Source organism: Streptococcus mitis subsp. hohhotensis, assembly GCF_000722775.1.
Taxonomy (GTDB): Bacteria; Bacillota; Bacilli; order Lactobacillales; family Streptococcaceae; genus Streptococcus; species Streptococcus carlssonii.
The window spans coordinates 25,336-51,933 of sequence record NZ_JPFZ01000015.1 but is presented as its reverse complement, the minus strand read 5'-3'; the positions used below and the strand labels follow the sequence as shown (position 1 = coordinate 51,933).

The 26,598-nt window shown below is 35.3% G+C and carries 22 protein-coding genes, 3 tRNA genes and 1 pseudogene; 17 read left to right on the top strand and 9 right to left on the bottom strand.

Translation table 11 applies throughout. The features are described from left to right. The 4 genes from dnaN to htrA all read right to left on the bottom strand — a co-directional run. A partial coding sequence (dnaN, locus tag SK608_RS10270; RefSeq protein ID WP_033678808.1) for a DNA polymerase III subunit beta occupies positions 1-922 on the bottom strand: 922 nt, incomplete at its 3' end. 158 nt (positions 923-1,080) lie between these two features. Beyond that, complete coding sequence (dnaA, locus tag SK608_RS10265; protein ID WP_033678806.1) at positions 1,081-2,442, bottom strand: chromosomal replication initiator protein DnaA; 1,362 nt, start codon at positions 2,440-2,442, stop codon at positions 1,081-1,083. Between the two features lie 212 nt (positions 2,443-2,654). Then, positions 2,655-3,413, bottom strand: a complete 759-nt coding sequence (locus SK608_RS10260) for a ParB/RepB/Spo0J family partition protein (protein ID WP_033678804.1) — start codon at positions 3,411-3,413, stop codon at positions 2,655-2,657. Positions 3,414-3,470: 57 nt separating this feature from the next. Further along, positions 3,471-4,652, bottom strand: a complete 1,182-nt coding sequence (gene htrA, locus SK608_RS10255) for a serine protease HtrA (protein ID WP_033678802.1) — start codon at positions 4,650-4,652, stop codon at positions 3,471-3,473. 183 nt (positions 4,653-4,835) lie between these two features. Here htrA and rlmH point away from each other — a divergent pair, with 183 nt between their 5' ends. The 7 genes from rlmH to SK608_RS10220 all read left to right on the top strand — a co-directional run bounded on the left by rlmH (position 4,836) and on the right by SK608_RS10220 (position 8,006). Then, complete coding sequence (rlmH, locus tag SK608_RS10250) at positions 4,836-5,315, top strand: 23S rRNA (pseudouridine(1915)-N(3))-methyltransferase RlmH (RefSeq protein WP_033678800.1); 480 nt, start codon at positions 4,836-4,838, stop codon at positions 5,313-5,315. A gap of 43 nt (positions 5,316-5,358) precedes the next feature. Further along, positions 5,359-5,432 (top strand) — tRNA-Arg (locus tag SK608_RS10245). Between the two features lie 162 nt (positions 5,433-5,594). Then, positions 5,595-5,717 (top strand): competence-stimulating peptide ComC, encoded by a 123-nt coding sequence (gene comC / locus SK608_RS10240; RefSeq protein WP_033678798.1) that lies wholly within the window; start codon positions 5,595-5,597, stop codon positions 5,715-5,717. Positions 5,718-5,729: 12 nt separating this feature from the next. Beyond that, positions 5,730-7,055 carry a competence system sensor histidine kinase ComD gene (gene comD / locus SK608_RS10235; protein WP_033678797.1) on the top strand — a complete coding sequence of 442 codons (1,326 nt, stop codon included), beginning with the start codon at positions 5,730-5,732 and terminating at the stop codon, positions 7,053-7,055. Next, on the top strand, positions 7,052-7,804 hold the full coding sequence (gene comE / locus SK608_RS10230) for a competence system response regulator transcription factor ComE (protein WP_000866057.1): 753 nt from the start codon (positions 7,052-7,054) through the stop codon (positions 7,802-7,804). The genes comD and comE overlap by 4 nt, the downstream gene beginning before the upstream one ends. Before the next feature lie 51 nt (positions 7,805-7,855). After that, positions 7,856-7,927, top strand: a tRNA-Glu gene (locus SK608_RS10225). Positions 7,928-7,932: 5 nt separating this feature from the next. Then, positions 7,933-8,006: transfer RNA gene (locus tag SK608_RS10220), tRNA-Asn, on the top strand. Positions 8,007-8,046: 40 nt separating this feature from the next. Here the strand turns inward: SK608_RS10220 and SK608_RS10215 are convergent. Continuing rightward, positions 8,047-8,589 (bottom strand): TetR/AcrR family transcriptional regulator, encoded by a 543-nt coding sequence (locus SK608_RS10215; RefSeq protein ID WP_000665087.1) that lies wholly within the window; start codon positions 8,587-8,589, stop codon positions 8,047-8,049. A gap of 127 nt (positions 8,590-8,716) precedes the next feature. Between SK608_RS10215 and SK608_RS10210 the strand changes: the two genes are divergently transcribed. Continuing rightward, positions 8,717-11,359 (top strand): YhgE/Pip domain-containing protein, encoded by a 2,643-nt coding sequence (locus SK608_RS10210; protein ID WP_033678795.1) that lies wholly within the window; start codon positions 8,717-8,719, stop codon positions 11,357-11,359. 29 nt (positions 11,360-11,388) lie between these two features. On the opposite strand, the gene SK608_RS10205 is transcribed toward SK608_RS10210, so the two are convergent. After that, positions 11,389-13,932 (bottom strand): YfhO family protein, encoded by a 2,544-nt coding sequence (locus SK608_RS10205; RefSeq protein ID WP_033678794.1) that lies wholly within the window; start codon positions 13,930-13,932, stop codon positions 11,389-11,391. A gap of 61 nt (positions 13,933-13,993) precedes the next feature. Next, positions 13,994-15,616, bottom strand: coding sequence for an ATP-binding cassette domain-containing protein (locus tag SK608_RS10200; RefSeq protein WP_000958772.1), 1,623 nt, complete (start codon positions 15,614-15,616; stop codon positions 13,994-13,996). Between the two features lie 205 nt (positions 15,617-15,821). On the opposite strand from SK608_RS10200, the gene trpS reads away from it, so the two are divergent. Both trpS and guaB read left to right on the top strand, forming a co-directional pair. Further along, positions 15,822-16,847, top strand: a complete 1,026-nt coding sequence (gene trpS / locus SK608_RS10195) for a tryptophan--tRNA ligase (protein ID WP_033678793.1) — start codon at positions 15,822-15,824, stop codon at positions 16,845-16,847. A 151-nt stretch (positions 16,848-16,998) separates the two neighbouring features. Next, positions 16,999-18,477 (top strand): IMP dehydrogenase, encoded by a 1,479-nt coding sequence (guaB, locus tag SK608_RS10190; RefSeq protein ID WP_000073418.1) that lies wholly within the window; start codon positions 16,999-17,001, stop codon positions 18,475-18,477. A 51-nt stretch (positions 18,478-18,528) separates the two neighbouring features. Here the strand turns inward: guaB and recF are convergent, their stop codons facing one another. Together recF and yaaA are read right to left on the bottom strand one after the other, a co-directional pair. Then, positions 18,529-19,626 (bottom strand): DNA replication/repair protein RecF, encoded by a 1,098-nt coding sequence (recF, locus tag SK608_RS10185; RefSeq protein WP_033678791.1) that lies wholly within the window; start codon positions 19,624-19,626, stop codon positions 18,529-18,531. Positions 19,627-19,628: 2 nt separating this feature from the next. Next, positions 19,629-19,997, bottom strand: coding sequence for a S4 domain-containing protein YaaA (gene yaaA, locus SK608_RS10180; RefSeq protein WP_033678789.1), 369 nt, complete (start codon positions 19,995-19,997; stop codon positions 19,629-19,631). 158 nt (positions 19,998-20,155) lie between these two features. On the opposite strand from yaaA, the gene yfmF reads away from it, so the two are divergent. The 7 genes and pseudogenes from yfmF to SK608_RS10145 all read left to right on the top strand — a co-directional run bounded on the left by yfmF (position 20,156) and on the right by SK608_RS10145 (position 26,560). Further along, on the top strand, positions 20,156-21,406 hold the full coding sequence (gene yfmF, locus SK608_RS10175) for an EF-P 5-aminopentanol modification-associated protein YfmF (RefSeq protein ID WP_033678787.1): 1,251 nt from the start codon (positions 20,156-20,158) through the stop codon (positions 21,404-21,406). Continuing rightward, positions 21,403-22,686, top strand: a complete 1,284-nt coding sequence (yfmH, locus tag SK608_RS10170; protein ID WP_033678785.1) for an EF-P 5-aminopentanol modification-associated protein YfmH — start codon at positions 21,403-21,405, stop codon at positions 22,684-22,686. Before yfmF ends, yfmH begins: the two co-directional genes overlap by 4 nt. 41 nt (positions 22,687-22,727) lie before the next feature. Further along, positions 22,728-23,570: a cytoskeleton protein RodZ gene (rodZ, locus tag SK608_RS10165; protein WP_033678783.1), complete on the top strand. Its 843-nt coding sequence runs from the start codon at positions 22,728-22,730 to the stop codon at positions 23,568-23,570. A 10-nt stretch (positions 23,571-23,580) separates the two neighbouring features. After that, positions 23,581-24,126, top strand: a complete 546-nt coding sequence (pgsA, locus tag SK608_RS10160) for a CDP-diacylglycerol--glycerol-3-phosphate 3-phosphatidyltransferase (RefSeq protein WP_033678781.1) — start codon at positions 23,581-23,583, stop codon at positions 24,124-24,126. Next, positions 24,123-24,949, top strand: a pseudogene (locus SK608_RS10155) (energy-coupling factor ABC transporter ATP-binding protein). The gene pgsA and the pseudogene SK608_RS10155 overlap by 4 nt, the downstream one beginning before the upstream one ends. Then, positions 24,934-25,773 carry an energy-coupling factor transporter ATPase gene (locus tag SK608_RS10150; protein ID WP_033678779.1) on the top strand — a complete coding sequence of 280 codons (840 nt, stop codon included), beginning with the start codon at positions 24,934-24,936 and terminating at the stop codon, positions 25,771-25,773. Before SK608_RS10155 ends, SK608_RS10150 begins: the two are co-directional and overlap by 16 nt. Next, positions 25,766-26,560 carry an energy-coupling factor transporter transmembrane component T family protein gene (locus tag SK608_RS10145; RefSeq protein WP_033678777.1) on the top strand — a complete coding sequence of 265 codons (795 nt, stop codon included), beginning with the start codon at positions 25,766-25,768 and terminating at the stop codon, positions 26,558-26,560. Before SK608_RS10150 ends, SK608_RS10145 begins: the two co-directional genes overlap by 8 nt. Positions 26,561-26,598 lie beyond the last annotated feature (38 nt).

Here is a 26,598-nt window from a genome sequence, read left to right as displayed (position 1 = left end):
CTTCTGGAGAGTGAACATGGGCGCTAACAATCCCATTTTTAATTTCAAGTTTCACAGTACCATTTTGAGTCGCACTTGATAAAAGACGAGCACGTTCCATTGACTGGCGTAAGTTTACCACATCAAAAGTAATTGTAGTGTTAAAGTCTGTTGGAATCAAACGATCTGTATCAGGATAGTTACCTTCTAACAAACGAGTATAGAAGCTAATATTTTCGCTTCTAAAGAGGATTTGGTTATTGGCAAAGAAAATCTCTACAGTTTCAATATCGTCTGTAAATACTGCTGAAAATTCGCGTAGAGAACGGCTAGGAATCACGACATCAAAATCATCACTATTTTTTTCAAGCGTTAATTTTTTCTGGCTTAGACGATGAGAGTCTGTTGCCACTGTTTTTAGCTCCTTGTGTTGACTCAATACAAAATGAACACCTGTCAAAATTGGACGACTCTCTTGTGTACTTGCAGCAAAAGCTGTTTCATTGATAATTTTCTTGAGTAATTTTGTTTCAAGAACCAAAGGAGTGCTTGCTGAAATTTCTTGGATTCGTGGATACTGTTCGCTATCTTTTCCTTTTAAGGTAATTTCTGATTTGCCGCTGGTTAAAACAATTTGATTTTGTTCAATTTCTTTAAAATCAAGAATCACATCAGGTAGACTAGATACCACATTGATAAAGAAAGAAGCTTCAAGAAGGATCGAACCTAAAGAAGTAATTAATAGACCAGCATCTTCATTTTTTTGAGAAATAAAATTTTCAATTGAAATTTGACCATTTGAACCAATTAAAGTAACACCTTCATTGGTCACGTCAATTTTGACAGTTGATAAAATAGGAATGGCATTTTTAGAACTAATAGCTCTTTTAGTTGTATTTAAGGCTTGTAGAAATAAATTTTTATTAATTGAAAAATGAATCATGGATTCTCCTTTATTTATTTTTAGTATTAGAAGGATAATAGTAATAATAGAGTCTGTGAAATCTGTGGAAAACAGACTTTAAACAAGTCATATCAAGTTTTTTGGCTTGTTTAAAAAATGTGGATAAAAAAGATAAAAAAGCGAAAGTTATCCACAAGTTATTTTATTTTCTTTTTGATTGATTCAATTTCTAAACGTAAATTATCGTCTTCATCAATCAAAGATTTAATTTTTGCATGGGCATGAATGACTGTTGTATGATCTTTTCCACCAAATTCCTTCCCAATTTTTGGAAGACTATTATCTGTTAGTTCTCTAGATAAATACATGGCTACTTGACGGGCCAAAACGATATTTTGAAGGCGTCTGCTTCCCTTCATTTCTTTGACGCTGACACCATAAAAGTTACCGACTTCATTTTGGATTTTATCAATTGGGATGACGAGCATTTGGCTAACATCTTGTTTGCGAGCTCTAATGGCTTCTGCAGCAATATCAATAGTGATATCCTTGATTTTTTTTACTCGGGCAATTAAAGTGATGTCGTTGATGGCTCCCTCAAGATCTCGAACATTTGAATCAAATTGCCCAGCTAGGTATTCTAGAGTATCACTTTGGAAATTGTAGCCTAAATGTTCTGTTTTACTTTGTAAAATGGCAATACGTGTTTCAAAGTCAGGGGGTGTGATAGTTTGTGTCAATCCCCAACTAAAGCGCGTGACAAGCCTCTCCTCGAGACCTTCTAGATGTTTTGGACTACGATCACTGGTTAGGACAATCTGTTTTTGCTTGTCATGAAGGGCATTAAAAGTATTGAAAAATTCTTCTTGAGTTGCAACTTTTTTTCCGCTGAGTGACTGGATATCATCGATTAACAAAAGATCAAGACTACGATAGGTTTTTTTAAATTTTTCCATTTCCCCAAGCCTTAAGTGATCAAGAAAGTCATTAATAAAGCTTTCAGCAGGTATGTATTTGACACGCGCATTTGGAATATTTTTTAGAATTTCATTTCCAATAGCGTTTAACAGGTGAGTCTTACCAAGACCAGGTCCTCCATAGATAAAAAGAGGGTTATAGGTCAGAGCTAAATCTTCAGAGACAGCCAAAGCGGCTGATACTGCCCAAACATTTCCATCTCCTTGAATAAAATTATCAAAGGTATACTTTTCTTTTAACCCAGTATCCGAATAAGGAATAGATGCTAACTTTGGACTATAGTCATAAAGAGTTGAATTTGTAGCTTCTTCAACTTGTGAGATAGTCGTATCTTGAGGTTTAGTGAAAATATAGTGGGGAGTTATTTCAGCATCATAAATTTCAAATCCAGCAACTACAATAATATCTTTTAGTTGTTTTTCCCAGACCATTTCCATTTCAGATCGTGGTAAAAATATAGTGGCAACATTGTCCTCTACCTTGATGAGTTCAGCTTGAATAGCATAGAAATCATACATGGATCGAGTCAGTCTTTCTTGAGCAAATTCTAATATACGATTCCAAAATTGTTTTTCTTTCAATCCTTTCTCCTCCTTTACTATTTAAAAGTTTAATACTAGACCTATTTTACCATAGAGAAAAAGAATTTTCCACAAGCTGTGAAAAATAATCCACAATGTGGCCAAGTTTTATCCACAGGTTGGGGATAAAAACAGAAGCTATTGATTTATTAAGCTTTTTATTGAAAAAAATAGTGGATAACCTTGTGAGATAAAAAAATAAAAGAACAGCCTTATTTCAGGCTGTTGATAATTCTACTGTATTCTTCTTGATTTGAAAAAGAAATAATGATTTTTCCATTATCTTTTTTAGACATTTTGATTTCTACATCTAATCCGAGTAGTTTTTTTAACTGTTCTTCTTCATTTTGTATGAAATGATCATTTTTTTGCAGTTTCTTTTGTTTTTTCTCTGTCAGAAGAGCTTCTAACTTCCTTACAGAAATGTCTTCTTCTATAATTCGTTGAAAGAAATAGTCTTGTTGTTCCTTATTCAACCCAACTAGAGAACGCGCATGAGCTTGTGATAGTTTGCCATTTTCTACTTCTGAGAGGATAGCATCTGGCAAGGAAAGCAAACGAATGGAGTTGCTGATATATGGACGAGACTTGCCCATTTTATCTGCAATTTCAGCATGGGTAAATCCTTTCTCTACAAGAGATTCATAGGCGCGTGCTTCTTCTATTGGATTTAAATTTTCTCTTTGCAAATTTTCAATGATGGACTGGACCATCATCTCTTGATCTGAAAGCTGTTTAACAACAGCTGGGATAGACGTTAGACCAGCTAAAAGTGAAGCCCGATAGCGTCTCTCTCCTGCAAGGATTTCATAACCAATAACAGGAGATTGACGAACAATAATCGGTTGAATGACCCCATTTTCTTTGATAGACTGTGCTAGTTCATCTAGTTTTTCTCCATCAAATTCTTTTCGAGGTTGATAGGGATTTTTTTGTATATCTGTGATAGAAATCATTTCAAATTTTTCCATGATTCTACACTAACACATCTTTTCTCTTATGTAAAGCTTTCTTTACATAGATGTCAATTAAGATTCTAAATCACCTGAACTCTTGTCAAGTTTAATAGATGTAGTTTCTTCTTTACCGTTACGATAGTAAGTTATTTTAATGGTATCTCCGATAGAATGATTGTAAAGAGCACTTTGTAAGTCTGTTGATGAAGCAATCTCTTTATCATCTACTTTTGTAATCACATCGTATTTTTCAAGGTGATCATTGGCAGGCATATTGCTCTGCACAGAACGAACAACTACACCAGATGTTACATTACTTGGAATATTCAGTCTTCTAATATCACTTGTATTAATATTTGAGAGATTGACCATTTGAATTCCCAAAGCTGGACGAGTCACTTTTCCGTTCTTTTCCAACTGTTCAATAATATTGATAGCATCATTTGCAGGGATTGCAAAACCAAGACCTTCTACAGATGTTCCTCCATTTGTGGCAATTTTACTTGAGGTAATTCCGATAACCTGCCCTTGAATATTGATCAGTGGGCCACCAGAGTTACCTGGGTTAATAGCAGTATCAGTTTGGATGGCTTTTGTAGAAATGGCTTGTCCATCTTCAGATTTTAAAGATACATTTCGATTGAGACTAGATACAATACCCTGAGTGACAGTATTAGCATATTCAGAACCTAATGGGCTACCGATGGCAATGGCAGTTTCTCCTACGGTTAACTTGCTAGAATCACCAAACTCAGCTACTGTTGTCACTTTTTCTGAAGATATTTTGACGACAGCAATATCAGAGAAAGTATCAGCTCCGACAATTTCTCCAGGTACTTTAGTTCCATCTGACAAACGAATATCTACTTTGCTGGCGCCATTTATAACGTGATTGTTGGTGACGATGTAAGCTTCTTTATTATTCTTTTTATAAATAACTCCAGATCCTTCACTAGAGATTTGCTGAGAATCTGTGTCAGTATCATCATTACCAAATACGCTATTTTGTCTGTTTGCTGAATAAGTAATAACTGAAACAACAGCATCTTTTACTTTGTTAACAGCCTGTGTTGTTGAATTTTCGTTCTTATAGGCAGTTTGTGTAATAGTACTATTGTTGTTAGAGCTACTTACACCACTTTTTTGAGTTAGTTGAGTTATTGAAAAACTACCCAAGGCTCCACTAATAAAGCTAATGACGATAACGATTAATAATTGAAACCATTTTTTGTAAAATGTTTTTAGATGTTTCATATTTGCCTCCATTTGTTTGAAATTACTGAAAGTATAAACTGACTAGCTTAATTATAACTTAAACACAAAAGTTTTTCACAAATTGTGGATAACTTTTAAAAATCTGTGATTTTCTAGGTGAAATTTAACCTTTTGTTTTGTGAATAAGATGTGAAAAAATAGAGAATATGTTAGAATAGAGTCATGAAAATTAAAGTTGTAACAGTTGGGAAACTGAAAGAAAAGTATTTAAAAGATGGTATTACAGAGTATTCAAAACGAATTTCTCGATTTGCTAAGCTTGAAATGATAGAGCTAGCAGATGAAAAAACACCAGATAAGGCCAGTGAGTCAGAAAATCAAAAGATTTTAGAAATAGAAGGTCAGAGAATTTTATCAAAAGTTGGTGACCGTGATTTCGTTATTGTGTTGGCTATCGAAGGGAGAACTTTCTCCTCAGAAGAATTTAGTAAGCAGTTAGAAGAAGCTCCTATAAAAGGATTTTCTACTCTTACCTTTATTATTGGAGGGAGTTTAGGATTATCATCAGCTGTAAAAAAGAGAGCTAATCTTTCTGTCAGTTTTGGTCGCTTAACCTTGCCCCATCAGTTAATGAGACTAGTTCTTGCTGAACAAATTTATCGCGCTTTTACGATTCAGCAAGGCTCCCCCTATCATAAATAGAAAATTGACTTTTAATTGAATTTTTGGTAGAATAATTGTGTTAGGTCTCATAGCTCAGCTGGATAGAGCATTCGCCTTCTAAGCGAACGGTCGCAGGTTCGAATCCTGCTGGGATCAATATAGTAACAAAGCTGGGAATTTTCCCGGCTTTTTTCTTAAAAAAGTACACTTGAGGAAAAAAAATGACAGTTGAGAGAATTTTATATAAAACGAAATTCCATTTTGTATAATAGTTTTTGTAAGTTAGCTTACAAGAAAAAACATTGAGGAGATTTTATTATGAAAAATACAGTTAAATTGGAACAGTTTGTAGCCTTGAAGGAAAAAGACTTGCAAAAGATTAAAGGTGGGGAAATAAGAAAAACAAGTAATAGTTTACTTAATTTCTTTAAAAGAAGATAAGGAAGTGTCAGAATGAATTTTTTCTTAGTAGTAGATTTTATATTATATTTTTTTATTATTAGTCATAGTTACCGTTTAATTTGTAAAGGTCAAATAAAAGCAAAGGAACTATATGTTTTTGGTATCTATACATTACTAGTAGAAGCAGTACTTGAACTTCCTTTTTACCTCCTATATTTAGATGGGTTAGGGATTGCAAGATTTTTATTTCCTTTGGGATTATATTTCTATTTTCGATGGATTAAACAGTATGAGAGGGATAGAGGACTATTCCTAAGTTTACTACTATCTCTTTTATATGAGAGCACTCATAACTTTCTGTCCGTAACTTTCTCCTCTATAACAGGAGACAATTTTGTTTTACAATATTATGGCTTATTCTTTTTCGCTGTAACGGTGTTGACTTATATCGTTATCGTAACAATCATTCGTTACTTCCATTTGGAACTGAACTATTTTGACAAAGATTACCTTTATCATTTCTTGAAAAAAGTATTTTTTGCTTTACTACTGCTCCATATTGTATCTTTCGTTTCAGATATGGTAAGTACGATTAAACATTTGAATAGTTTTGGAAGTATTTTATCATCTATTGTCTTTATTTCTCTACTTTTGACCTTTTTTGCAATGAATTCGCATAAAGAACAAATGGAGAAAGAGATTGCTTTGAAGCAGAAGAAATTTGAACAGAAACATTTACAGAATTATACAGATGAAATTGTTGGCTTGTATAATGAAATCCGTGGTTTTCGACATGATTATGCTGGGATGCTTGTCAGTATGCAGATGGCAATTGACAGTGGTGATTTACAGGAAATTGACAGAATTTACAATGAAGTTTTGGTCAAAGCAAATCATAAACTGCGTTCAGATAAGTATACTTACTTTGATTTGAACAATATAGAAGATTCAGCTTTACGAAGTTTGGTTGCACAGTCAATTGTCTATGCTCGAAATAATGGTGTAGAGTTTACACTGGAAGTAAAAGATACGATTACCAAGCTCCCAATTGAACTATTGGATTTGGTTCGTATCATGAGCGTTTTATTGAATAATGCTGTCGAAGGATCGGCTGATAGTTATAAAAAGCAGATGGAAGTAGCAGTTATTAAGATGGAAACTGAAACAGTTATTGTGATTCAGAATTCATGTAAAATGACGATGACTCCTTCAGGAGATCTATTTGCTTTAGGATTCTCCACTAAGGGAAGAAATCGCGGAGTCGGATTAAATAATGTGAAAGAACTACTAGATAAGTACAACAACATCATTTTAGAAACAGAGATGGAAGGCAGTACATTTAGACAAATTATTAGATTTAAGAGGGAATTTGAATGAAAGTTTTAATTTTAGAGGATGTTATTGAACATCAAGTGAGACTAGAAAGAATATTGGATGAAATTTCGATAGAATCGAATATTCCAATATCATACAAGACAACAGGAAAAGTCCGTGAATTTGAAGAATACATTGAAAATGATGAAGTAAATCAGCTTTATTTCCTAGATATCGATATTCATGGAATTGAGAAAAAAGGATTTGAGGTTGCTCAGCTCATTCGTCATTACAATCCCTACGCTATTATCGTCTTTATCACCAGTCGATCAGAGTTTGCGACTCTAACCTATAAATACCAGGTATCAGCCCTAGATTTTGTTGATAAGGATATCAATGATGAGATGTTTAAGAAGAGAATTGAGCAAAATATTTTCTACACGAAGAGTATGTTACTTGAAAATGAAGATGTTGTAGATTATTTTGATTACAATTACAAGGGAAATGATTTAAAAATTCCTTACCATGATATTTTGTATATTGAAACGACAGGTGTCTCTCATAAATTACGCATTATTGGTAAGAATTTTGCAAAAGAGTTCTATGGAACAATGACAGATATTCAGGAAAAGGACAAACATACTCAGCGATTTTATTCTCCTCATAAGTCATTTTTGGTAAATATAGGCAATATTAGAGAAATTGATCGAAAAAATCTAGAAATTGTTTTCTATGAAGACCATCGTTGTCCTATTTCAAGATTAAAAATTAGAAAATTAAAAGATATTCTAGAGAAAAAATCTCAAAAGTGATTGACAATTAGTAAGAAATTGATATAATGGTTATATCTGCTACAGATAGAAGGTCCGTTGGTCAAGGGGTTAAGACACCGCCTTTTCACGGCGGTAACACGGGTTCGAATCCCGTACGGACTATTTTATCCGCCATAGCTCAGTTGGTAGTAGCGCATGACTGTTAATCATGATGTCGTAGGTTCGAGTCCTACTGGCGGAGTATAGATAAAAGGGAACACAACTGTGTTCCTCTTTTTGTATCAATTTGTATCACCAAGCATCTTCATAAGGAAGTCTGTTATTTCTTGAGGACTTTCTTTTTTTCCATGTGCAATCCAAGTTTGACAGACACCAAAAAGTGCATGAGTTAGATAGATGCTACTATATTCTAATTCAGTGGTATTGAAATTCAGTTGCATAAATTGCTTTTGTAAATCTGTACTGAGCATGATATGAAGTTTATTTCTTAAGAAATTTTGGATTTCTTTGGTCCCATTTTCAGAAAGAAGGGCAGCCAGAAGTGGTTCTGACTCTAGATATTCAAAGACTTCTAAAATAGCATCTCTTTTGTGATGAGCATGTTTTTGAAAAATATATTCAAATGTATGAAATAGCTTGCTTTGATAGTGCTCAATCATATCATACTTATCCTTATAGTGAGTATAGAAGCTGGAACGACTAATTCCGGCTTTTTCTGCTAACTTGACAGTAGAAATTTGATCAAATGGCTGTTCAATCAGTAATTGTACCATAGCATTTTCAATAGTTCGCTTTGTTTTTAAGCGTTTGTTACTTTCTTTCATATTTCCTCCTTGTAAACAAATTAGACTATATGTCTAAAAATGGATTTTTTATCTTGTAATTTAGATTTTTTATTGTATAATCTATTATATCAAAATTTTAGACAATATGTTTAAAAAAGGAGAAACTATGTTTAAAGAATGGAAAGCAATTTTTAAAAAACCAACCTTTATTATTGTCATGATAGGGATTTCTCTTATTCCAGCTCTGTACAATATCATATTTTTGTCATCAATGTGGGATCCATATGGGCAATTGTCTGACTTACCTGTGGCAGTTGTCAATAATGATAAAGAGGCTTCCTATAATGGTAATACTATGGCAATAGGAAAAGACATGGTGTCCAATTTAAAAGAAAATAAAACCTTGGATTTTCATTTCGTGGATGAAGATGAAGGAAAGAAGGGATTGGAAGATGGCGATTACTATATGGTAGTGACTTTACCCAGTGATTTATCTGAAAAAGCAGCTTCTATTTTAACGGATCATCCAGAGCAAATGCAAATTGATTATCAGACTTCAAGTGGTCATAGCTTTATTGCCAGCAAGATGAGCGATTCTGCGATGACACAATTGAAGCAGAATGTTTCTACAAATGTAACTGAGACCTATACTAAAGCCTTATTTAACAAAATGATTGATTTAAAGGATGGTATGAGTCAAGCAGCTTCTGGTAGTGAAAAATTAACTGATGGAGCGAATCAGTTAGTGGCAGGAAGTCAAACATTAACTACCAACCTACACTCTTTAGCAGCTTCAAGTTTAACATTTTCAAATGGAACGGAGCAGTTTACTAGAGGATTATCCTCTTATGTTTCTGGTGTCGAACAACTTCATCTTGGCTTAGGGAATTTTAATAGTGGTTTAGTTACATATACTGGTGCAGTGAGTCAATTAGATAACGGATTAGGTCAATTATCTTCTAAAAGTCCTGAATTAGTAAGGGGAATCAATCAGTTATATACTGGTGTAGAGTCCTATACTGGCGGTGTTTCTCAGCTTAATGCTGGTCTTAATCAATTTTCATCTGGTGTTAGTGCTTATACAAATGGAGTGGGAAATCTTGCAACAGGTGCTAATCAGTTATCTAGTCAATCAGCTGCACTTCGAATGGAGGTGGGGAAATTAAGTGAAGGGATTCAACAACTTTCTAGCAAGTTAGATGCTTCGTCTGGGAAAAAAGATCAAATTAATCAATTATCTTCAGGTCTAAATCAGTTAAATCAAGCTATTCAAAATATTGATGTTGGAGATACAAAACAATTAGATTCTGTTTTATCAAGTATAGCATCTCTTTCTAATCAAATGTTAGCAAGTGCTCAGTCTGAAAAAGCAACTACATTAGCAAATATTCAATCGACAGCAGCTTATCAATCATTGACAAGTGAGCAACAAGCTGAGATAAGAGCTTCTGTATCTCAAAATTCGACTGATAGTATTCAATCGGCTCAGTCAATTGTAGCTTTAGTACAAGGTTTACAGGGAAGTTTAGAAAACTTACAAAATCAATCTTCAAATCTTTCGACATTAAAAAATCAAGCTAATCAAGTATTACCGCTTGCTTCTACCTCTTTGACAGGATTGTCAAGTGGATTAACAGAGATACAAGGAGCTGTTACTAGCAAATTAGTTCCTGCTAGTCAATCGATTGCATCAGGTGTAAATGCATATACTACAGGTGTTGATAAAGTTTCTCAAGGCGCAAGTCAACTAAGTGAAAAAAATACCACCTTGACAGGTAGTTTGAACCAATTAGTTTCAGGATCAACTACCTTGACACAAAAATCTTCTAACTTGACAGCAGGAGTTGGTCAATTAGTTGAAAAAACTCCAAAATTAGTGTCTAGTATTGAAAAATTATCAACTGGCTCCAATCAATTGAATCGAAAGAGTCAAGAATTGATAGCAGGAGTTGATAAATTGCAGTCAGGATCTAGCCAACTAGCTGACAAATCCAGTCAGTTAATTTCAGGTGCTTCTCAATTAGAAAGTGGAGCTAATAAATTGGCAGATGGAGCTGGGAAACTAGCAGAAGGTGGAACAAAGTTAACTTCTGGATTGGAAGATTTACAGTCAGGAGTTGCTTCTTTGGGACAAGGAATAGGTAATGCTAGTGATCAACTCAAGTCAGCATCAACAGAATCTAAAAATGCAGAGATTTTGTCAAATCCTCTCAGTCTCTCCAAAACTGACAATGACCAAGTTCCTGTAAATGGAATTGCAATGGCTCCTTATATGATATCAGTTGCTCTCTTTGTTGCAGCAATATCAACGAATATGATCTTTGCGAAGTTGCCTTCAGGACGTCATCCAGAGAGCCGTTGGGCTTGGTTGAAATCTCGAGCTGAAATAAATGGTATTATAGCTGTTTTAGCAGGAGTTTTGGTATATGGAGGAGTTCATCTTATTGGTTTAACTGCAAATCATGAGATGAGAACACTTATTCTCATTATCCTAACAAGTTTAGTATTTATGTCCATGGTGACCGCTTTAACAACATGGAATAGCCGTATAGGAGCTTTCTTTTCTCTTATTTTGCTTTTATTACAGTTAGCATCAAGTGCAGGTACTTATCCACTTGCCTTGACAAATGATTTCTTTAGAGCCATTAATCCTTGGTTACCAATGAGTTATTCAGTTTCGGGATTACGACAAACAATTTCTATGACAGGAAATATTCATCATCAAGTCATTTTCCTTGTTGTGATATTAGCCCTATTTACTGGTTTAGGTATGCTAGCCTATCAACCTAAGAAAATGGAAGAAGATTAAAAAAATCGACCGATTAACTGGTCGATTTTTTAGGTCTTAGATGACTTTCTTCTGTGATTATAAATTCCAAATAGTAAAAGTGAAGTAAAGGAACAGATTGATCCAGTAATAAAACCATTGGGAATGAAGGAAAGTGTAATAGTTCCTTTCCCCTTAGGAACATCAACTTTCATAAAGCCAGTTTGAGCTTGTTTAATTTCTATTTTCTTACCATCTTGGTAGGCAGACCAACCTTTGTCATAAGGAATGGTGAAGAAAATCGACGTATCTTGTTTGACATCATATGTAGCAAAAACCTTGTTTTTAGAAGTTGATACTGTTACAGGCTGTTCTTTAATTTTTTGAATTGCCTCGGTGAAAGTTTTGGTATCTAAACGATAGAAGGTAGGAGATTCAAATGATACTTGTGAATTTCCAGGAAAACTAACATTGATATTGAAAGTCTTTTTCTCTTTTGTATAGCCTAGATTAAAGAAGGAGAAGACATTATCAGTTGTAAAAGTCTTTTTTTCACCATTTACAAGGATGTCAACCTTCTTTTGTTTATCATTAGAAAAGTGAAGATTTGTGAAAGAAAGATAAACTTGGCTGTTTTCTGGTACTTCAATTTGATACTGGATTTCTGCATCCTCATTTGAAGAACTTGTAACACTAATCAAATCATCAGTATTTTCGGTTTTTTCATAAGGTATTGGAGAAAAATAATCAAAATCGACGTTAGCAAGTTGATTTAAAAATGAGGCCTGATTATCCAAGGTATGTTCATTGAACTTGACATCATTGTAAACAGATTGACTAGCAAAGGCAATCGGGAGAGAGAATTGATTTTCATATAGGGTAAGATTATCTTTTTGATATACATCTTGGAAACCATACTTATCAATAGGGGGTTCTGATATATTGTACTGGATGCCAAATAAACTATCAGCCAAAATACTATTATTAGCATAACGGAGATTTAGATTAGTCCCAGAGGATTTAAAACCAAGTTTATCCAAAGTAGAGCTTGCTGAACGATTTCGAACAGATGAAAATTGAGAGATTCCATTATAGTTGAATTTCATACTGTCATTTCCTGTCTGAGTTTGTAGTTTTTCAGTACGAGTAAATTGATTTCCAATATATGTTGAGAAAGATTCCATAGCTGGGATATCTCGATTATATGCATTTCGAGAAGCAAAACCCCATTCCTTAGCAATTCCGTCTATTTGAGATGAAGCATTTAAACTCATTTCAACCATTATAAATAAAGAGATTAGAATGGCAAATAGATTTACAGAGATAAATTTTTTGATAACTGCAAGGAGTAAAAGAGAATAGACAACTAAAAATTCAAGAGTAAGCAGAATATTCAAATCTGTTAAAAAAGAATAATGTGATTTTAGATAGATGGTAGCTAAAAATCCTGCTACTACAAGAAAAAGCGAAACTAAAAAATTCCAGATTTTAATTTCTTTCAGACGATTTAAGACTTCTGCTGCTGTGTAAATTAACAAGGTGGAGAAAATCCAAGCATAGCGATGTAAAAACATGTTTGGAGTATGCATGCCTTGCCAAAATAAATCAAGAGCTTCAATATAAAAGCTTGCAATTAGAAATGCAAAGAAGATTGCATAGATAAGTTTCACGTGAAACTTAATAGATTTCAGCGTAAAAAATAAAATGGTCAAAATAAAGGGAAGTAGTCCAACAAAAATCATTGGGATGGCCCCATACTTTGTTGTGTCAAAGGAACCAATGAATTGTTTAGCAAAGAGATCAAGATACCAGCTACTTTCAGTTTGAAACTTTGTAATTTCAGTTAATTTTTCCCCATGTGTCTGTAAATCAAATAGAGTAGGCAGAGTCAGAATCAAACTAGCCATACCAGCTAAAACGGAGGTGATTATGAAATCAAGAAAAGATGATTTTCGAGTTTTAAAGTCCCAAGAAATTTGACAGAGATACCAGAAAATAAGAAACAATACTGTCATATAGCCAAAATAATAATTTTGGATAAATAAGATTGACAGACTTGTAAAGTACAAAAGGAGTTTCTTTTCAGTTATAAGTAGGTGTAAACCAGTGATAATTAAAGGAATCAAGATAAAAACATCTATCCAGGTTTTTATCTCTAGTTGACTAACTGTGAAACTCATCAGAGCATAGGAAGTAGATAAAGCTAGTTTTAAAGATTTCGGAATATTTTTAAATAATTTATTTAAACTAAAGAAGGTTGACAGACCAATCAATCCAAATTTTAAGAGAGTTGTCAGATAGACAGCATCTGGCATATTAGTTAGATCAAAAAAGTAAACTAGTGGTGAAAGGAAACTACCCAAGTAATAACTAGATAGGGCATAGAAATTCAATCCGAGGCCACTTGTAAAGGTGTAAAACAGACTACCATTTCCATGTAGGATATTTCGTAAGGCTACATCAAAAATAACGTATTGATGAAAGCCATCTCCCAATAGAGGAGAGGTGTCACTATCCCAGTAGATACCTTGAGATAGATATACTCCTGTCATAATGATTACGGGAATGATAAAGGAAACAAAATAGGTCCAATATGTTTTAAAAAATAATTTCATGTTACCTCATAAAATGTTAGAAAACTCAGCTGGTTAACCCAACTGAGTTTTGAAGTTTTATTTAGTCTTTCCAAAGTTCTTTAACTTTTGCTTGTACTTCTGCATTTTCTAGGAATTCATCATAGGTTTCATCGATACGGTCAATGACGCCATTTTTAGACAAGACAATGATATGGTTAGCTAGAGTTTGAATAAACTCGTGGTCATGGCTGGCAAAGATGATTGATTCTTTAAAGTTTTTTAATCCATCATTCAAGCTTGAGATAGATTCCAAGTCCAAGTGATTGGTTGGATCATCAAGTACAAGGACATTTGATTTCAAGAGCATAAGTTTTGAAAGCATGACACGAACTTTTTCTCCTCCTGACAAGACATTTACAGGTTTGTTAACCTCATCTCCAGAGAAGAGCATACGGCCGAGGAAGCCACGTAGGAAAGTATTGTCATCTTCTTCTTTACTTGCGAATTGACGCAACCAGTCAAGGATTGACTCTCCTCCTGCAAAATCTGCTGAGTTATCTTTTGGCAGGTAAGATTGACTAGTGGTCACTCCCCACTTGACAGTTCCTTCATAGTCAATGTCTCCCATGATTGCACGAATTAATGCAGTCGTTTGGATGTCATTTTGTCCAATAAGCGCTGTCTTATCACCTGGACGCAAGATAAAGCTGATATTATCTAAAATAGTCTCACCATCAATCTTTACAGTTAGATTTTCTACTGTCAAGAGATCATTACCAATCTCACGTTCCGCTTTAAAGTTGATAAATGGATATTTACGACTAGATGGTACAATTTCTTCAAGTTCAATCTTATCAAGCATTTTCTTACGTGATGTTGCTTGTCTTGATTTGGAAGCATTAGCAGAGAAACGAGCAACGAATTCTTGCAATTGTTTAATTTTTTCTTCTGCTTTGGCATTACGGTCTGCTAGCAATTTAGCAGCGAGTTCAGAAGATTCCTTCCAGAAATCATAGTTTCCGACATAGAGTTTGATTTTTCCGAAGTCAAGGTCGGCCATGTGAGTACATACTTTGTTTAAGAAGTGACGGTCGTGGGATACTACGATAACGGTGTTATCAAAATCAATCAAGAAGTCTTCTAGCCATGTAATTGATTGGATATCCAAACCATTGGTAGGCTCGTCCAAGAGAAGAACATCAGGTTTACCAAAAAGTGCTTTGGCGAGGAGAACTTTTACTTTCTCACCGTTGGCCAATTCGCTCATGTTTTGATAGTGTAATTCTTCTGGAATGTTTAGGTTTTGAAGTAGTTGAGAGGCTTCACTTTCTGCTTCCCAGCCCCCAAGCTCGGCAAATTCTCCTTCGAGTTCGGCAGCACGCACTCCATCCTCATCTGAGAAATCTTCTTTCATGTAGATAGCATCTTTCTCCTTCATGATGCTATAAAGTTTTTCATTTCCCATGATAACAACATCAATGGCACGTTCATCTTCATAGTCAAAGTGATTTTGACGAAGAACAGAGAGACGTTCATCTGGACCAAGAGAGATGTGACCAGTAGTAGGTTCGATATCTCCAGCTAAAATTTTTAAAAAGGTTGATTTTCCGGCACCATTAGCACCGATTAATCCATAAGTATTTCCTTCTGTAAATTTGATATTGACATCATCAAAAAGTTTGCGATCACTAAAACGTAGTGAAACATCAGATACTGTAAGCAATATTTTTCTCCTATATGTGTAATATATTTATTCTACTAGAAAATACGGAAATATTCAAATTTTTATCTGTCAATTTTGTGTAAATTACATTTACAGCATACTTTACACAAATCCGTAAATAGCAAGGTTGATTTATTTTGATAAATTGCGGTTATTTCATTAAAAAAATGCTATAATTGAAGGGACCATATCGAAGGAGAATAAAATGACTAAACCCATTATTTTAACAGGAGACCGTCCAACAGGAAAATTGCATATTGGACATTATGTTGGAAGTCTCAAAAATCGAGTATTATTCCAGGAAGAGGATAAGTATGATATGTTTGTGTTCTTGGCTGACCAACAAGCCTTGACAGATCATGCCAAAGATCCTCAAACCATTGTAGAGTCTATCGGAAATGTGGCTTTGGATTATCTTGCAGTTGGATTGGATCCAAGTAAATCAACTATCTTTATTCAAAGCCAGATTCCAGAGTTGGCTGAGTTGTCTATGTATTATATGAATCTGGTTTCATTAGCACGTTTGGAGCGCAATCCAACTGTCAAGACAGAAATTGCTCAGAAAGGATTTGGAGAAAGCATTCCGACAGGATTCTTGGTCTATCCAATAGCTCAAGCAGCTGACATCACAGCTTTCAAGGCCAATTATGTTCCTGTTGGGACAGATCAGAAACCAATGATTGAGCAAACTCGTGAGATTGTTCGTTCTTTTAACAATGCATATAATTGTGATGTCTTGGTGGAACCGGAAGGTATTTATCCAGAAAATGAGAGAGCAGGGCGTTTACCTGGTTTAGATGGAAATGCTAAAATGTCTAAATCACTCAATAACGGTATTTATTTAGCTGATGATGCGGATACTTTGCGTAAAAAAGTGATGAGTATGTATACAGATCCAGATCATATCCGCGTTGAGGATCCAGGTAAAATTGAAGGAAATATGGTTTTCCATTATCTAGATGTTTTTGGTCGTCCAGAAGATACTCAAGAAATTGCTGACATGAAAGAACATTATCAACGAGGTGGTCTTGGTGATGTGAAGACCAAGCGTTATCTACTTGAAATATTAGAACGTGAACTTGGTCCTATTCGTGAGCGCCGTATTGAATTTGCTAAGGATATGGGAGAAGTTTATAATATGCTTCAAAAAGGTAGTGAAAGAGCGCGTGAAGTTGCAGGTCAAACCCTATCTGAGGTTAAAGGAGCAATGGGACTTCATTACTTTAACTAAGTTTATTTTACAAGAAACTATCATTTCTATCTCGAAGAAAAGATAGTTTTTTATTTACCCCTGTAACATTTGACAAATTTTTATAGAATGGTATGATAGATACAATATAAAAAGAGTCAAGCTCAAAAAGAAAGAAAAGAGGAAACTTCGAATGTCTAATTGGGACACTAAATTTTTGAAAAAAGGTTTTACCTTTGATGATGTATTGCTTATTCCAGCTGAAAGTCATGTGTTGCCTAACGATGCAGATTTAACAACTAAATTGGCAGATAATCTGACTTTAAATATCCCAATTATTACCGCTGCCATGGACACAGTTACAGAGAGTCAAATGGCTATTGCTATTGCTCGTGCAGGCGGTCTCGGAGTTATCCATAAAAACATGTCAATTGCTCAACAAGCAGACGAGGTTCGTAAGGTAAAACGTTCTGAAAATGGAGTTATTATTGATCCGTTCTTCTTGACACCTGAACATACAATTGCTGAAGCAGATGAGCTTATGGGTCGTTACCGCATCAGTGGTGTTCCAGTTGTTGAAACACTTGAAAATCGTAAATTGGTTGGTATTTTGACAAACCGAGATCTTCGTTTTATTTCAGATTATAACCAACCAATCTCAAACCATATGACTAGTGAAAATCTTGTTACTGCTCCTGTGGGTACAGATCTTGCAACAGCTGAGAGTATTCTTCAGGAACACCGTATTGAAAAGCTTCCTTTGGTAGATGAAGAAGGTCGCCTTTCTGGCTTGATTACTATCAAAGATATTGAAAAAGTTATTGAGTTTCCAAATGCCGCTAAAGATGAGTTTGGTCGTCTTCTAGTTGCAGGTGCAGTAGGTGTTACTTCAGATACATTTGAACGTGCAGAGGCTCTTTTTGAGGCAGGAGCGGATGCGATTGTTATTGATACTGCACATGGTCATTCTGCAGGTGTCTTGCGTAAAATTGCTGAGATTCGTGCTCACTTCCCAGATCGTACTTTGATTGCTGGAAATATTGCTACTGCTGAGGGAGCGCGTGCCCTTTATGAGGCAGGTGTAGACGTTGTCAAGGTTGGTATTGGACCAGGTTCTATCTGTACTACTCGTGTGATTGCTGGTGTTGGTGTTCCACAAGTAACAGCTATCTACGATGCTGCAGCTGTTGCGCGTGAATATGGTAAAACGATCATTGCTGACGGTGGAATCAAGTATTCTGGAGATATTGTAAAAGCCCTTGCTGCAGGTGGAAATGCAGTTATGCTTGGATCAATGTTTGCTGGAACTGATGAAGCTCCAGGCGAAACTGAAATCTTCCAAGGACGTAAGTTTAAGACTTACCGTGGTATGGGATCAATTGCTGCTATGAAGAAAGGTTCAAGCGATCGTTACTTCCAAGGTTCTGTCAATGAAGCAAACAAACTCGTTCCAGAAGGAATTGAAGGTCGTGTTGCTTATAAAGGTGCTGCAGCTGATATTGTCTTCCAAATGATTGGTGGTATTCGTTCTGGTATGGGTTACTGTGGTGCAGCTAACCTTAAAGAACTACACGATAATGCTCAATTTATTGAAATGTCTGGTGCTGGTTTGAAAGAGAGCCATCCTCATGATGTACAAATTACTAATGAGGCACCAAATTATTCTATGTAAAAAAACAATGAAAAGAACTCCAGTAAAAACAGGAGTTCTTTTACAAAGTTGTCAATTTTCATTTACAGTAACTTTACCATCCTGAATAGTGAAGATACTTAGATTTTCTGGCAGATTTTGAAGATGATCTAAGCTTGTTGTTGTGATAAAGGTTTGGATTGAATGAGAAATCGTTTCTAATAATTTTAACTGTCTAGTGTTGTCAAGTTCACTCATGACATCGTCAAGCAGTAATATTGGAGATTCTGTAGTAATACTTTCCATTAACTCGATTTCTGCTAATTTTATAGAAAGGACGAGACTACGATGTTGGCCTTGACTTCCGAAACTAGCATCCATCCCATTTATATAAAAAGAAATGTCGTCTCGATGAGGACCAACACCAGTATTCTTTTTAAATAAATCTCTGGATCTACTTTTTTCTAAAGCAATTTTGAAAGATTCGGATAAGTCTTCTTTGTCAGTTGGCTTTACAGAAGATTGATAGAATATTGACAACTCTTCAATCTGATTAGAGAGTTCAAAATGTTTCTTACGCCCAAATGATTCTAGTTTTTTTATGAAATCTAAGCGGTGATTCATTACACGACATCCATAATCAACTAGCTGATCATCCAACACTGAAAGGAAGGTTTCATCTATTTTTTGAGCTGATTTTAGGTAAGTGTTTCTTTGCTTTAGGATGTGGTTATAATTGGTTAAGTCAGATAAATAGATTGGCTTGATTTGTCCAAGTTCCATATCAATGAATTTTCGTCGAACCGAAGGTGCTCCTTTAATTAGTTGTAAATCTTCAGGAGCAAATAAGACAACATTCATGTGTCCTACATAATCTGAAAGGCGTGCCTGTTTTAAATGATTAACTTTTGTCACACGGCCTTTTTGTGTTAGTTCGATTTCGAGAGGAATGGATCCCGTTTGTTTCTGAACAAGACCTGAAAGATGAAGTTGTTCCTCGTCAAAATGAATGAGATTTTTATCTGTTCGAGTCCGATGACTACGTGTTAAGGCTAAAAAATAGATAGCCTCTAACATATTTGTTTTACCTTGCGCATTGCGTCCTAAAAAGACATTTAATTTAGGATTAAAGTCTATTTTCGTCTCTTTATAGTTACGAAAAGTCTTGAGAGATAGGTGTTGTAGCCACATGATTATCTACCAGGGAATCGCGGAGCTTGTTTGCTTTTTGGTGATGAAGCAGGTTTCGATTTGTCTTTTTTTACTCCCTTATTCATCTCTTTGACGAGTTTAGCGATTCGTTCTTTTTCAACTTTATAAGCTTGGTATTCATCTTGCTCCTCAGAAGTAGGTCGTGTCAACAAGATGTCAATATTCATGTCAGGGATGTCAATTTTATCGCCAATACGAAGTTTTTTACCGCGACGACTCTCTAATTCCCCATTAAAGTAAACAGAATGTTCAGAGAGAAATGATTTGATAGCTCCTCCGCTATGTGTAATTCCAAGTTCTTTGAGTAGTGCTTGGAGGGTAATAAATTCTTCAAATAATTTGTATTCCATAATTCACCTCAATCTTTGGTATTATACCATATTTTCCTAAAAATAGTGAGAGAAATAGGGAGAAATGTAAGCGATTTTTATTTCAAAAGTGTTACAGAGAACAAGAAAATTTCAGGTTTTCGTGATATAATAGAAGTCTGTATATAAGGAGGTAAATCATGGAGTTAGTGCATGGAATTTCAACACATTTTATCCAATCAAAAAAGTTTAAAACGAACAAAATCGCCGTGCGTTTTACCGCTCCATTATCCCTTGATACGATTGCAGGTCGCATGTTGAGTGCGAGTATGCTAGAGACTGCTAATCAGATGTACCCCACTTCTCAAGATTTGAGGAGACATTTAGCCAGTCTATACGGCACAGATATGTCAACTAATTGTTTCAGAAGAGGGCAAAGTCATATTGTAGAATTGACATTTACCTATGTTCGTGATGAGTTTTTAAGTAGGAAAAATGTTCTAACTTCTCAGGTTTTGGAACTTGTAAAAGAAACTCTTTTTTCACCCGTAGTATTTGATAATGGGTTTGATTCGGACTTATTTGAAATTGAGAAAAAACAATTGCTAGCAAGTTTAGCAACTGATATGGATGATTCTTTTTATTTTGCACATAAAGAATTAGATAAATTATTTTTTCATGATGAACGTCTCCAATTGGAATATAGTGATTTACGAAATCGTATTTTAGCTGAAACTCCACAAAGTTCTTATTCTTGTTTCCAAGAATTTTTGTCCAATGATCGAATAGATTTCTTTTTCCTAGGAGATTTTAATGAGGTTGAAATTCAAAATGTATTAGAATCGTTTGGCTTTAAAGCTCGAAAAGGAGATGTGAAGGTTCAGTATTGTCAACCTTATTCCAATATCCTTCAGGAAGGTATGGTTCGGAAAAATGTGGGACAATCCATTTTGGAATTAGGTTATCATTGCCCTTCTGAATATGGTGATGAGCAACATTTACCCATGATTGTAATGAATGGTTTACTTGGTGGATTTGCTCACTCTAAGCTCTTTACAAATGTCCGTGAAAATGCTGGATTAGCTTATACAATTTCAAGTCAACTCGATTTGTTTAGTGGATTCTTGAGGATGTATGCTGGTATCAATCGAGAAAATCGTAATCAGGCTCGTAAAATGATGAATAATCAACTGCTTGATTTAAAAAAAGGATATTTTACAGAGCTTGAGCTAGAGCAGACCAAGGAAATGATTCGTCGATCTCTGTTACTTTCTCAAGATAATCAAAGTTCATTGATTGAACGTGCTTATCAAAATGCCTTACTTGGAAAATCTTCAGCAGACTTTAAAAGTTGGATTGCAAAACTCGAGCAAGTTGACAAAGATGCTATTTGTAGAGCAGCTAATAATGTGAAACTACAGGCGATTTACTTTATGGAAGGAATAGAATGACAAAGGTTGTTTTTGAAGAAAAATACTATCCAGCTGTAAAAGAAATGGTTTATCGAACTCGTTTGGCCAATGGATTGACAGTTGCTCTTTTGCCTAAAAAGGAATTTAAAGAGGTTTACGGGAGTGTAACTGTACAGTTTGGTTCGGTAGATACGCTTGTCACAGAAGTTGACGGAGATGTAAAAGAATATCCTGGAGGAATTGCTCATTTTCTTGAACATAAATTATTTGAGAGAGAAGATGCTAGCGATTTGATGTCTGCTTTTACGAGTCTAGGTGCAGATAGTAATGCCTTTACAAGCTTTACAAAAACAAGTTATCTTTTTTCAGCAACGGATCATTTTTTAGAAAATTTAGAGTTACTTGATGAATTGGTAACATCAGCACATTTTTCTGAAGATTCCATTTTAAGAGAGCAGGATATTATTCAGCAAGAACGAGAAATGTATCAAGATGATCCAGATTCGTGTTTATTCTTTTCAACCTTAGCGAATTTGTATCCTGGTACACCTTTAGCAACGGATATAGTTGGAATCGAGGAGTCTATTTCCCAAATCAATCTAACTAAATTGCAAGAAAATTTTACAAAGTTTTACAAACCTGTAAACATGTATCTGTTTTTAGTTGGTGATTTTGATGTGGAGCAAGTACAGGACTATTTTGAAAGAAAAGAATTGAAAGATTTAGATGTTCAGGAAGTAGTAAGAGAAAAATTTGTTTTACAGTCTGTAAAGCAAACAGACAGTATGAGAATGGAAGTATCTTCTCCCAAACTAGCGATTGGGATTAGAGGTAATCGAGAAGTTGCTGAGGCGGATTGCTATCGACATCATGTTTTATTAAAATTATTGTTTGCAATGATGTTTGGTTGGACTTCGGATCGTTTTCAAAAGTTATATGAGTCAGGTAAAATAGATGCTTCCTTATCTCTTGAAATTGAAGTAACAAGTCGTTTTCATTTTGTTATGTTGACAATGGATACGAAAGAGCCAGTTGCTTTATCTCATCAATTTAGGAAGGCCATTCGTAATTTTACAAAGGATTTAGATATTACAGAGGATCATTTAGATATTATAAAAAGAGAGATGTTTGGAGAATTTTTCAGTAGCATGAACTCTCTTGAATTTATTGCAACGCAATATGATGCTTTTGAATATGGTGAGACAATTTTTGATTTACCAAAGATTTTACAGGAAATTACTTTAGAGGATGTCCTTGAAGCAGGGCATCACTTAATAGATGAAGGGGATATAGTTGATTTTACAATATTCCCATCGTAGTAACCTATCATAATAGACACTAGAAAGAAGGGATGACAAGTATGAGGAAAAAAACAATTGGTGAGGTTTTACGATTAGCTAGAATCAATCAGGGATTGAGTTTAGATGAATTGCAGAAAAAGACAGAAATCCAGTTAGATATGTTGGAAGCAATGGAAGCAGACGATTTCGATCAACTTCCAAGTCCTTTTTACACGCGTTCTTTCTTGAAAAAATATGCATGGGCTGTTGAGTTAGATGATCAAATTGTTTTGGATGCTTATGATTCTGGGAGTATGATTACTTATGAGGAAGTAGATGTTGATGAAGATGAGTTGACAGGTCGTAGACGTTCAAGTAAGAAAAAGAAGAAAAAAACATCCTTTTTACCTTTATTTTATTTTATCCTTTTTGCTTTATCGATTTTAATTTTTGTGACCTATTATGTTTGGAACTATATTCAAACTCAACCAGAGGGGCCTTCTCTTTCTAATTACAGTGTGATTCAATCAACAAGTTCAATAAGTTCAACTAGCTCTGTTCCCCACTCCTCAAGTAGTAGTTCATCTAGCAGTTCTTCTAGTATAGAATCAGCTATAAGTGTATCAGGCGAAGGAAGTCATGTAGAAATCGCTTATAAGACAAGTAAGGAAACAGTTAAATTGCAATTGGCAGTTTCAGATGTTACAAGTTGGGTCAGCGTTTCAGAAAGCGAACTTGAGGGCGGTGTAACCTTATCGCCAGAGAAGAAAAGTGCAGAAGCAACAGTTGCAACTAAAAGTCCTGTAACAATTACCTTAGGTGTTGTAAAAGGTGTTGCTTTGACAGTAGATAATCAGACTGTTGATTTATCGAAATTAACAGCTCAGACTGGACAAATCACTGTAACCTTTACTAAAAATTAAGGAAAAACGAATGAAAAAAGAACAAATTCCCAATCTCTTAACAATAGGTCGAATTCTCTTTATACCTATTTTTATCTTTATTTTAACGATAGGAAATTCGATAGAGAGTCATATAGTGGCAGCTATTATCTTTGCTGTTGCCAGTATTACCGACTATTTAGATGGATATTTAGCTCGTAAATGGAATGTGGTCAGTAATTTTGGTAAATTTGCAGATCCTATGGCGGATAAGTTACTAGTTATGTCGGCTTTTATTATGCTGATTGAGTTAGGTATGGCTCCGGCTTGGATTGTTGCAGTGATTATCTGTCGTGAGTTGGCTGTGACAGGTTTAAGGCTTTTATTGGTTGAAACTGGTGGAACGGTTTTAGCAGCGGCAATGCCTGGAAAAATTAAAACTTTTAGTCAGATGTTTGCGATTATTTTCTTGCTATTACATTGGACTTTGCTTGGTCAAGTTCTACTTTATGTAGCCTTGTTTTTCACTATCTACTCTGGCTATGACTATTTCAAGAGTAGTGCCTATGTATTTAAAGGGACATTTGGTTCGAAATGAAATCAGTAATTGATGTAAAAAATCTTTTTTTCGTTATAAGGAAAGTCAAGAATACTATGATGTGAAGGATATTACGTTTCACGTGAAACGTGGGGAATGGCTTTCGATTGTAGGGCATAATGGTAGTGGTAAATCAACGACGGTTCGTTTAATTGATGGCTTACTGGAAGCAGAATCCGGAGAGATTGTAATTGATGGTCAACGGCTGACTGAGGAAAATGTTTGGAATATACGTCGTCAAATCGGTATGGTTTTTCAAAATCCAGATAATCAATTCGTTGGAGCGACTGTTGAAGATGATGTTGCTTTTGGTTTGGAAAATCAGGGACTTTCTCGTCAAGAAATGAAAAAGAGAGTGGAGGAAGCTCTGGATTTGGTTGGCATGTTGGACTTTAAAAAGAGAGAGCCAGCGCGTCTATCAGGTGGCCAAAAGCAACGTGTGGCCATTGCAGGTGTTGTAGCCCTAAGACCAGCTATTTTAATCTTAGATGAAGCAACGAGTATGTTGGATCCTGAGGGGCGTAGAGAACTGATTGATACAGTAAAAGGAATTCGAAAAGACTATGATATGACCGTCATTTCCATTACACATGATTTGGAAGAAGTTGCCATGAGTGATCGTGTATTGGTCATGAAAAAAGGGTCAATTGAATCAACTAGTAGTCCAAGAGCTCTTTTCTCTCGAAATGATTTAGATCAAATTGGATTAGACAATCCTTTTGCCAATCAATTAAAACATTCTTTGAGCCAGAATGGCTATGATTTGCCTGAAAATTATTTGACAGAAAGTGAGCTAGAGGATAAGCTATGGGAATTGCTCTAGAAAATGTGAGTTTTACATATCAAGAAGGTACTCCCTTAGCTTCAACAGCTTTGACGGATGTTTCTTTGACGATTGAAGATGGTTCTTATACGGCTTTAATTGGGCATACAGGTAGTGGTAAATCAACTATTTTACAACTATTAAATGGTTTATTGGTGCCAAGTCAAGGGAGTGTGCGAGTTTTTGATACCTTAATCACCTCGACTTCTAAAAATAAAGATATTCGTCAAATTAGAAAACAGGTTGGCTTAGTATTTCAGTTTGCTGAAAATCAGATTTTTGAAGAAACGGTTTTGAAAGATGTTGCTTTTGGACCACAAAATTTTGGAGTTTCTGAAGAAGATGCTGTGAAGATTGCGCGTGAAAAACTGGCTCTGGTTGGAATTGATGAATCACTTTTTGATCGCAGTCCGTTTGAGCTATCAGGTGGACAAATGAGACGTGTCGCCATTGCAGGCATACTTGCCATGGAACCAGCCATATTAGTCTTAGATGAGCCCACAGCAGGCCTAGATCCCCTGGGAAGAAAAGAGCTGATGAATTTGTTCAAAAAACTCCACCAGTCAGGGATGACCATTATCTTGGTAACGCATTTGATGGATGACGTTGCTGAATATGCAAATCAAGTTTATGTGATGGAAAAGGGACGTTTAGTTAAGGGGGGTAAACCAAGTGATGTCTTTCAAGATGTTGTCTTTATGGAAGAAGTGCAGTTGGGAGTACCTAAAATTACGGCCTTTTGTAAACGATTGGCTGATAGAGGCGTGTCATTTAAACGATTACCGATTAAGATAGAGGAGTTCAAGGAGTCGCTAAATGGATAGTATGATTTTGGGGCGTTATATCCCAGGGGATTCGATAGTTCACCGATTGGATCCACGCAGCAAATTACTGGCTATGATGCTACTGATTTTAATCGTTTTTTGGGCTAATAATCCCTTGACGAATCTAATTCTTTTTATAGCGACAGGGATATTTATTGCCTTGTCCGGAGTATCTCTTTCATTTTTTATTCAGGGCTTGAAATCTATGTTTTTCTTGATTGCCTTCACAACTATTTTTCAACTGTTTTTCATTTCTAATGGGAATGTTTTATTTGAGTTTTCGTTTGTGAGAATTACGGATTATGCTTTGCAACAAGCTGGAATTATCTTTTGTCGCTTTGTATTAATTGTTTTCTTTTCAACTTTGTTAACCTTAACGACCATGCCCTTAAGTTTGGCCTCAGCTGTCGAAGCTTTGTTAGCGCCTTTAAAGCGTGTGAAAGTTCCAGTTCATGAAATTGGATTGATGCTGTCCATGAGTCTACGTTTTGTTCCGACCTTGATGGATGATACGACGCGGATTATGAATGCGCAGAAAGCACGTGGAGTGGATTTTGGTGAAGGAAGCATCGTTCAAAAAGTAAAGGCGATGATTCCCATTTTGATTCCTCTTTTTGCGACAAGTTTAAAACGTGCAGATTCCTTGGCTATCGCCATGGAAGCGCGTGGTTATCAGGGTGGAAAAGGCAGAAGTCAATACACACAATTGAAATGGACTCGAAAGGATACGCTGACCATTCTTGTTGTTCTCGTACTTGGTTGTTGTTTATTTTTCTTAAAATCTTAGTAGATTTCAGGAATCGATAAAAAGTTACTGTAACAGTT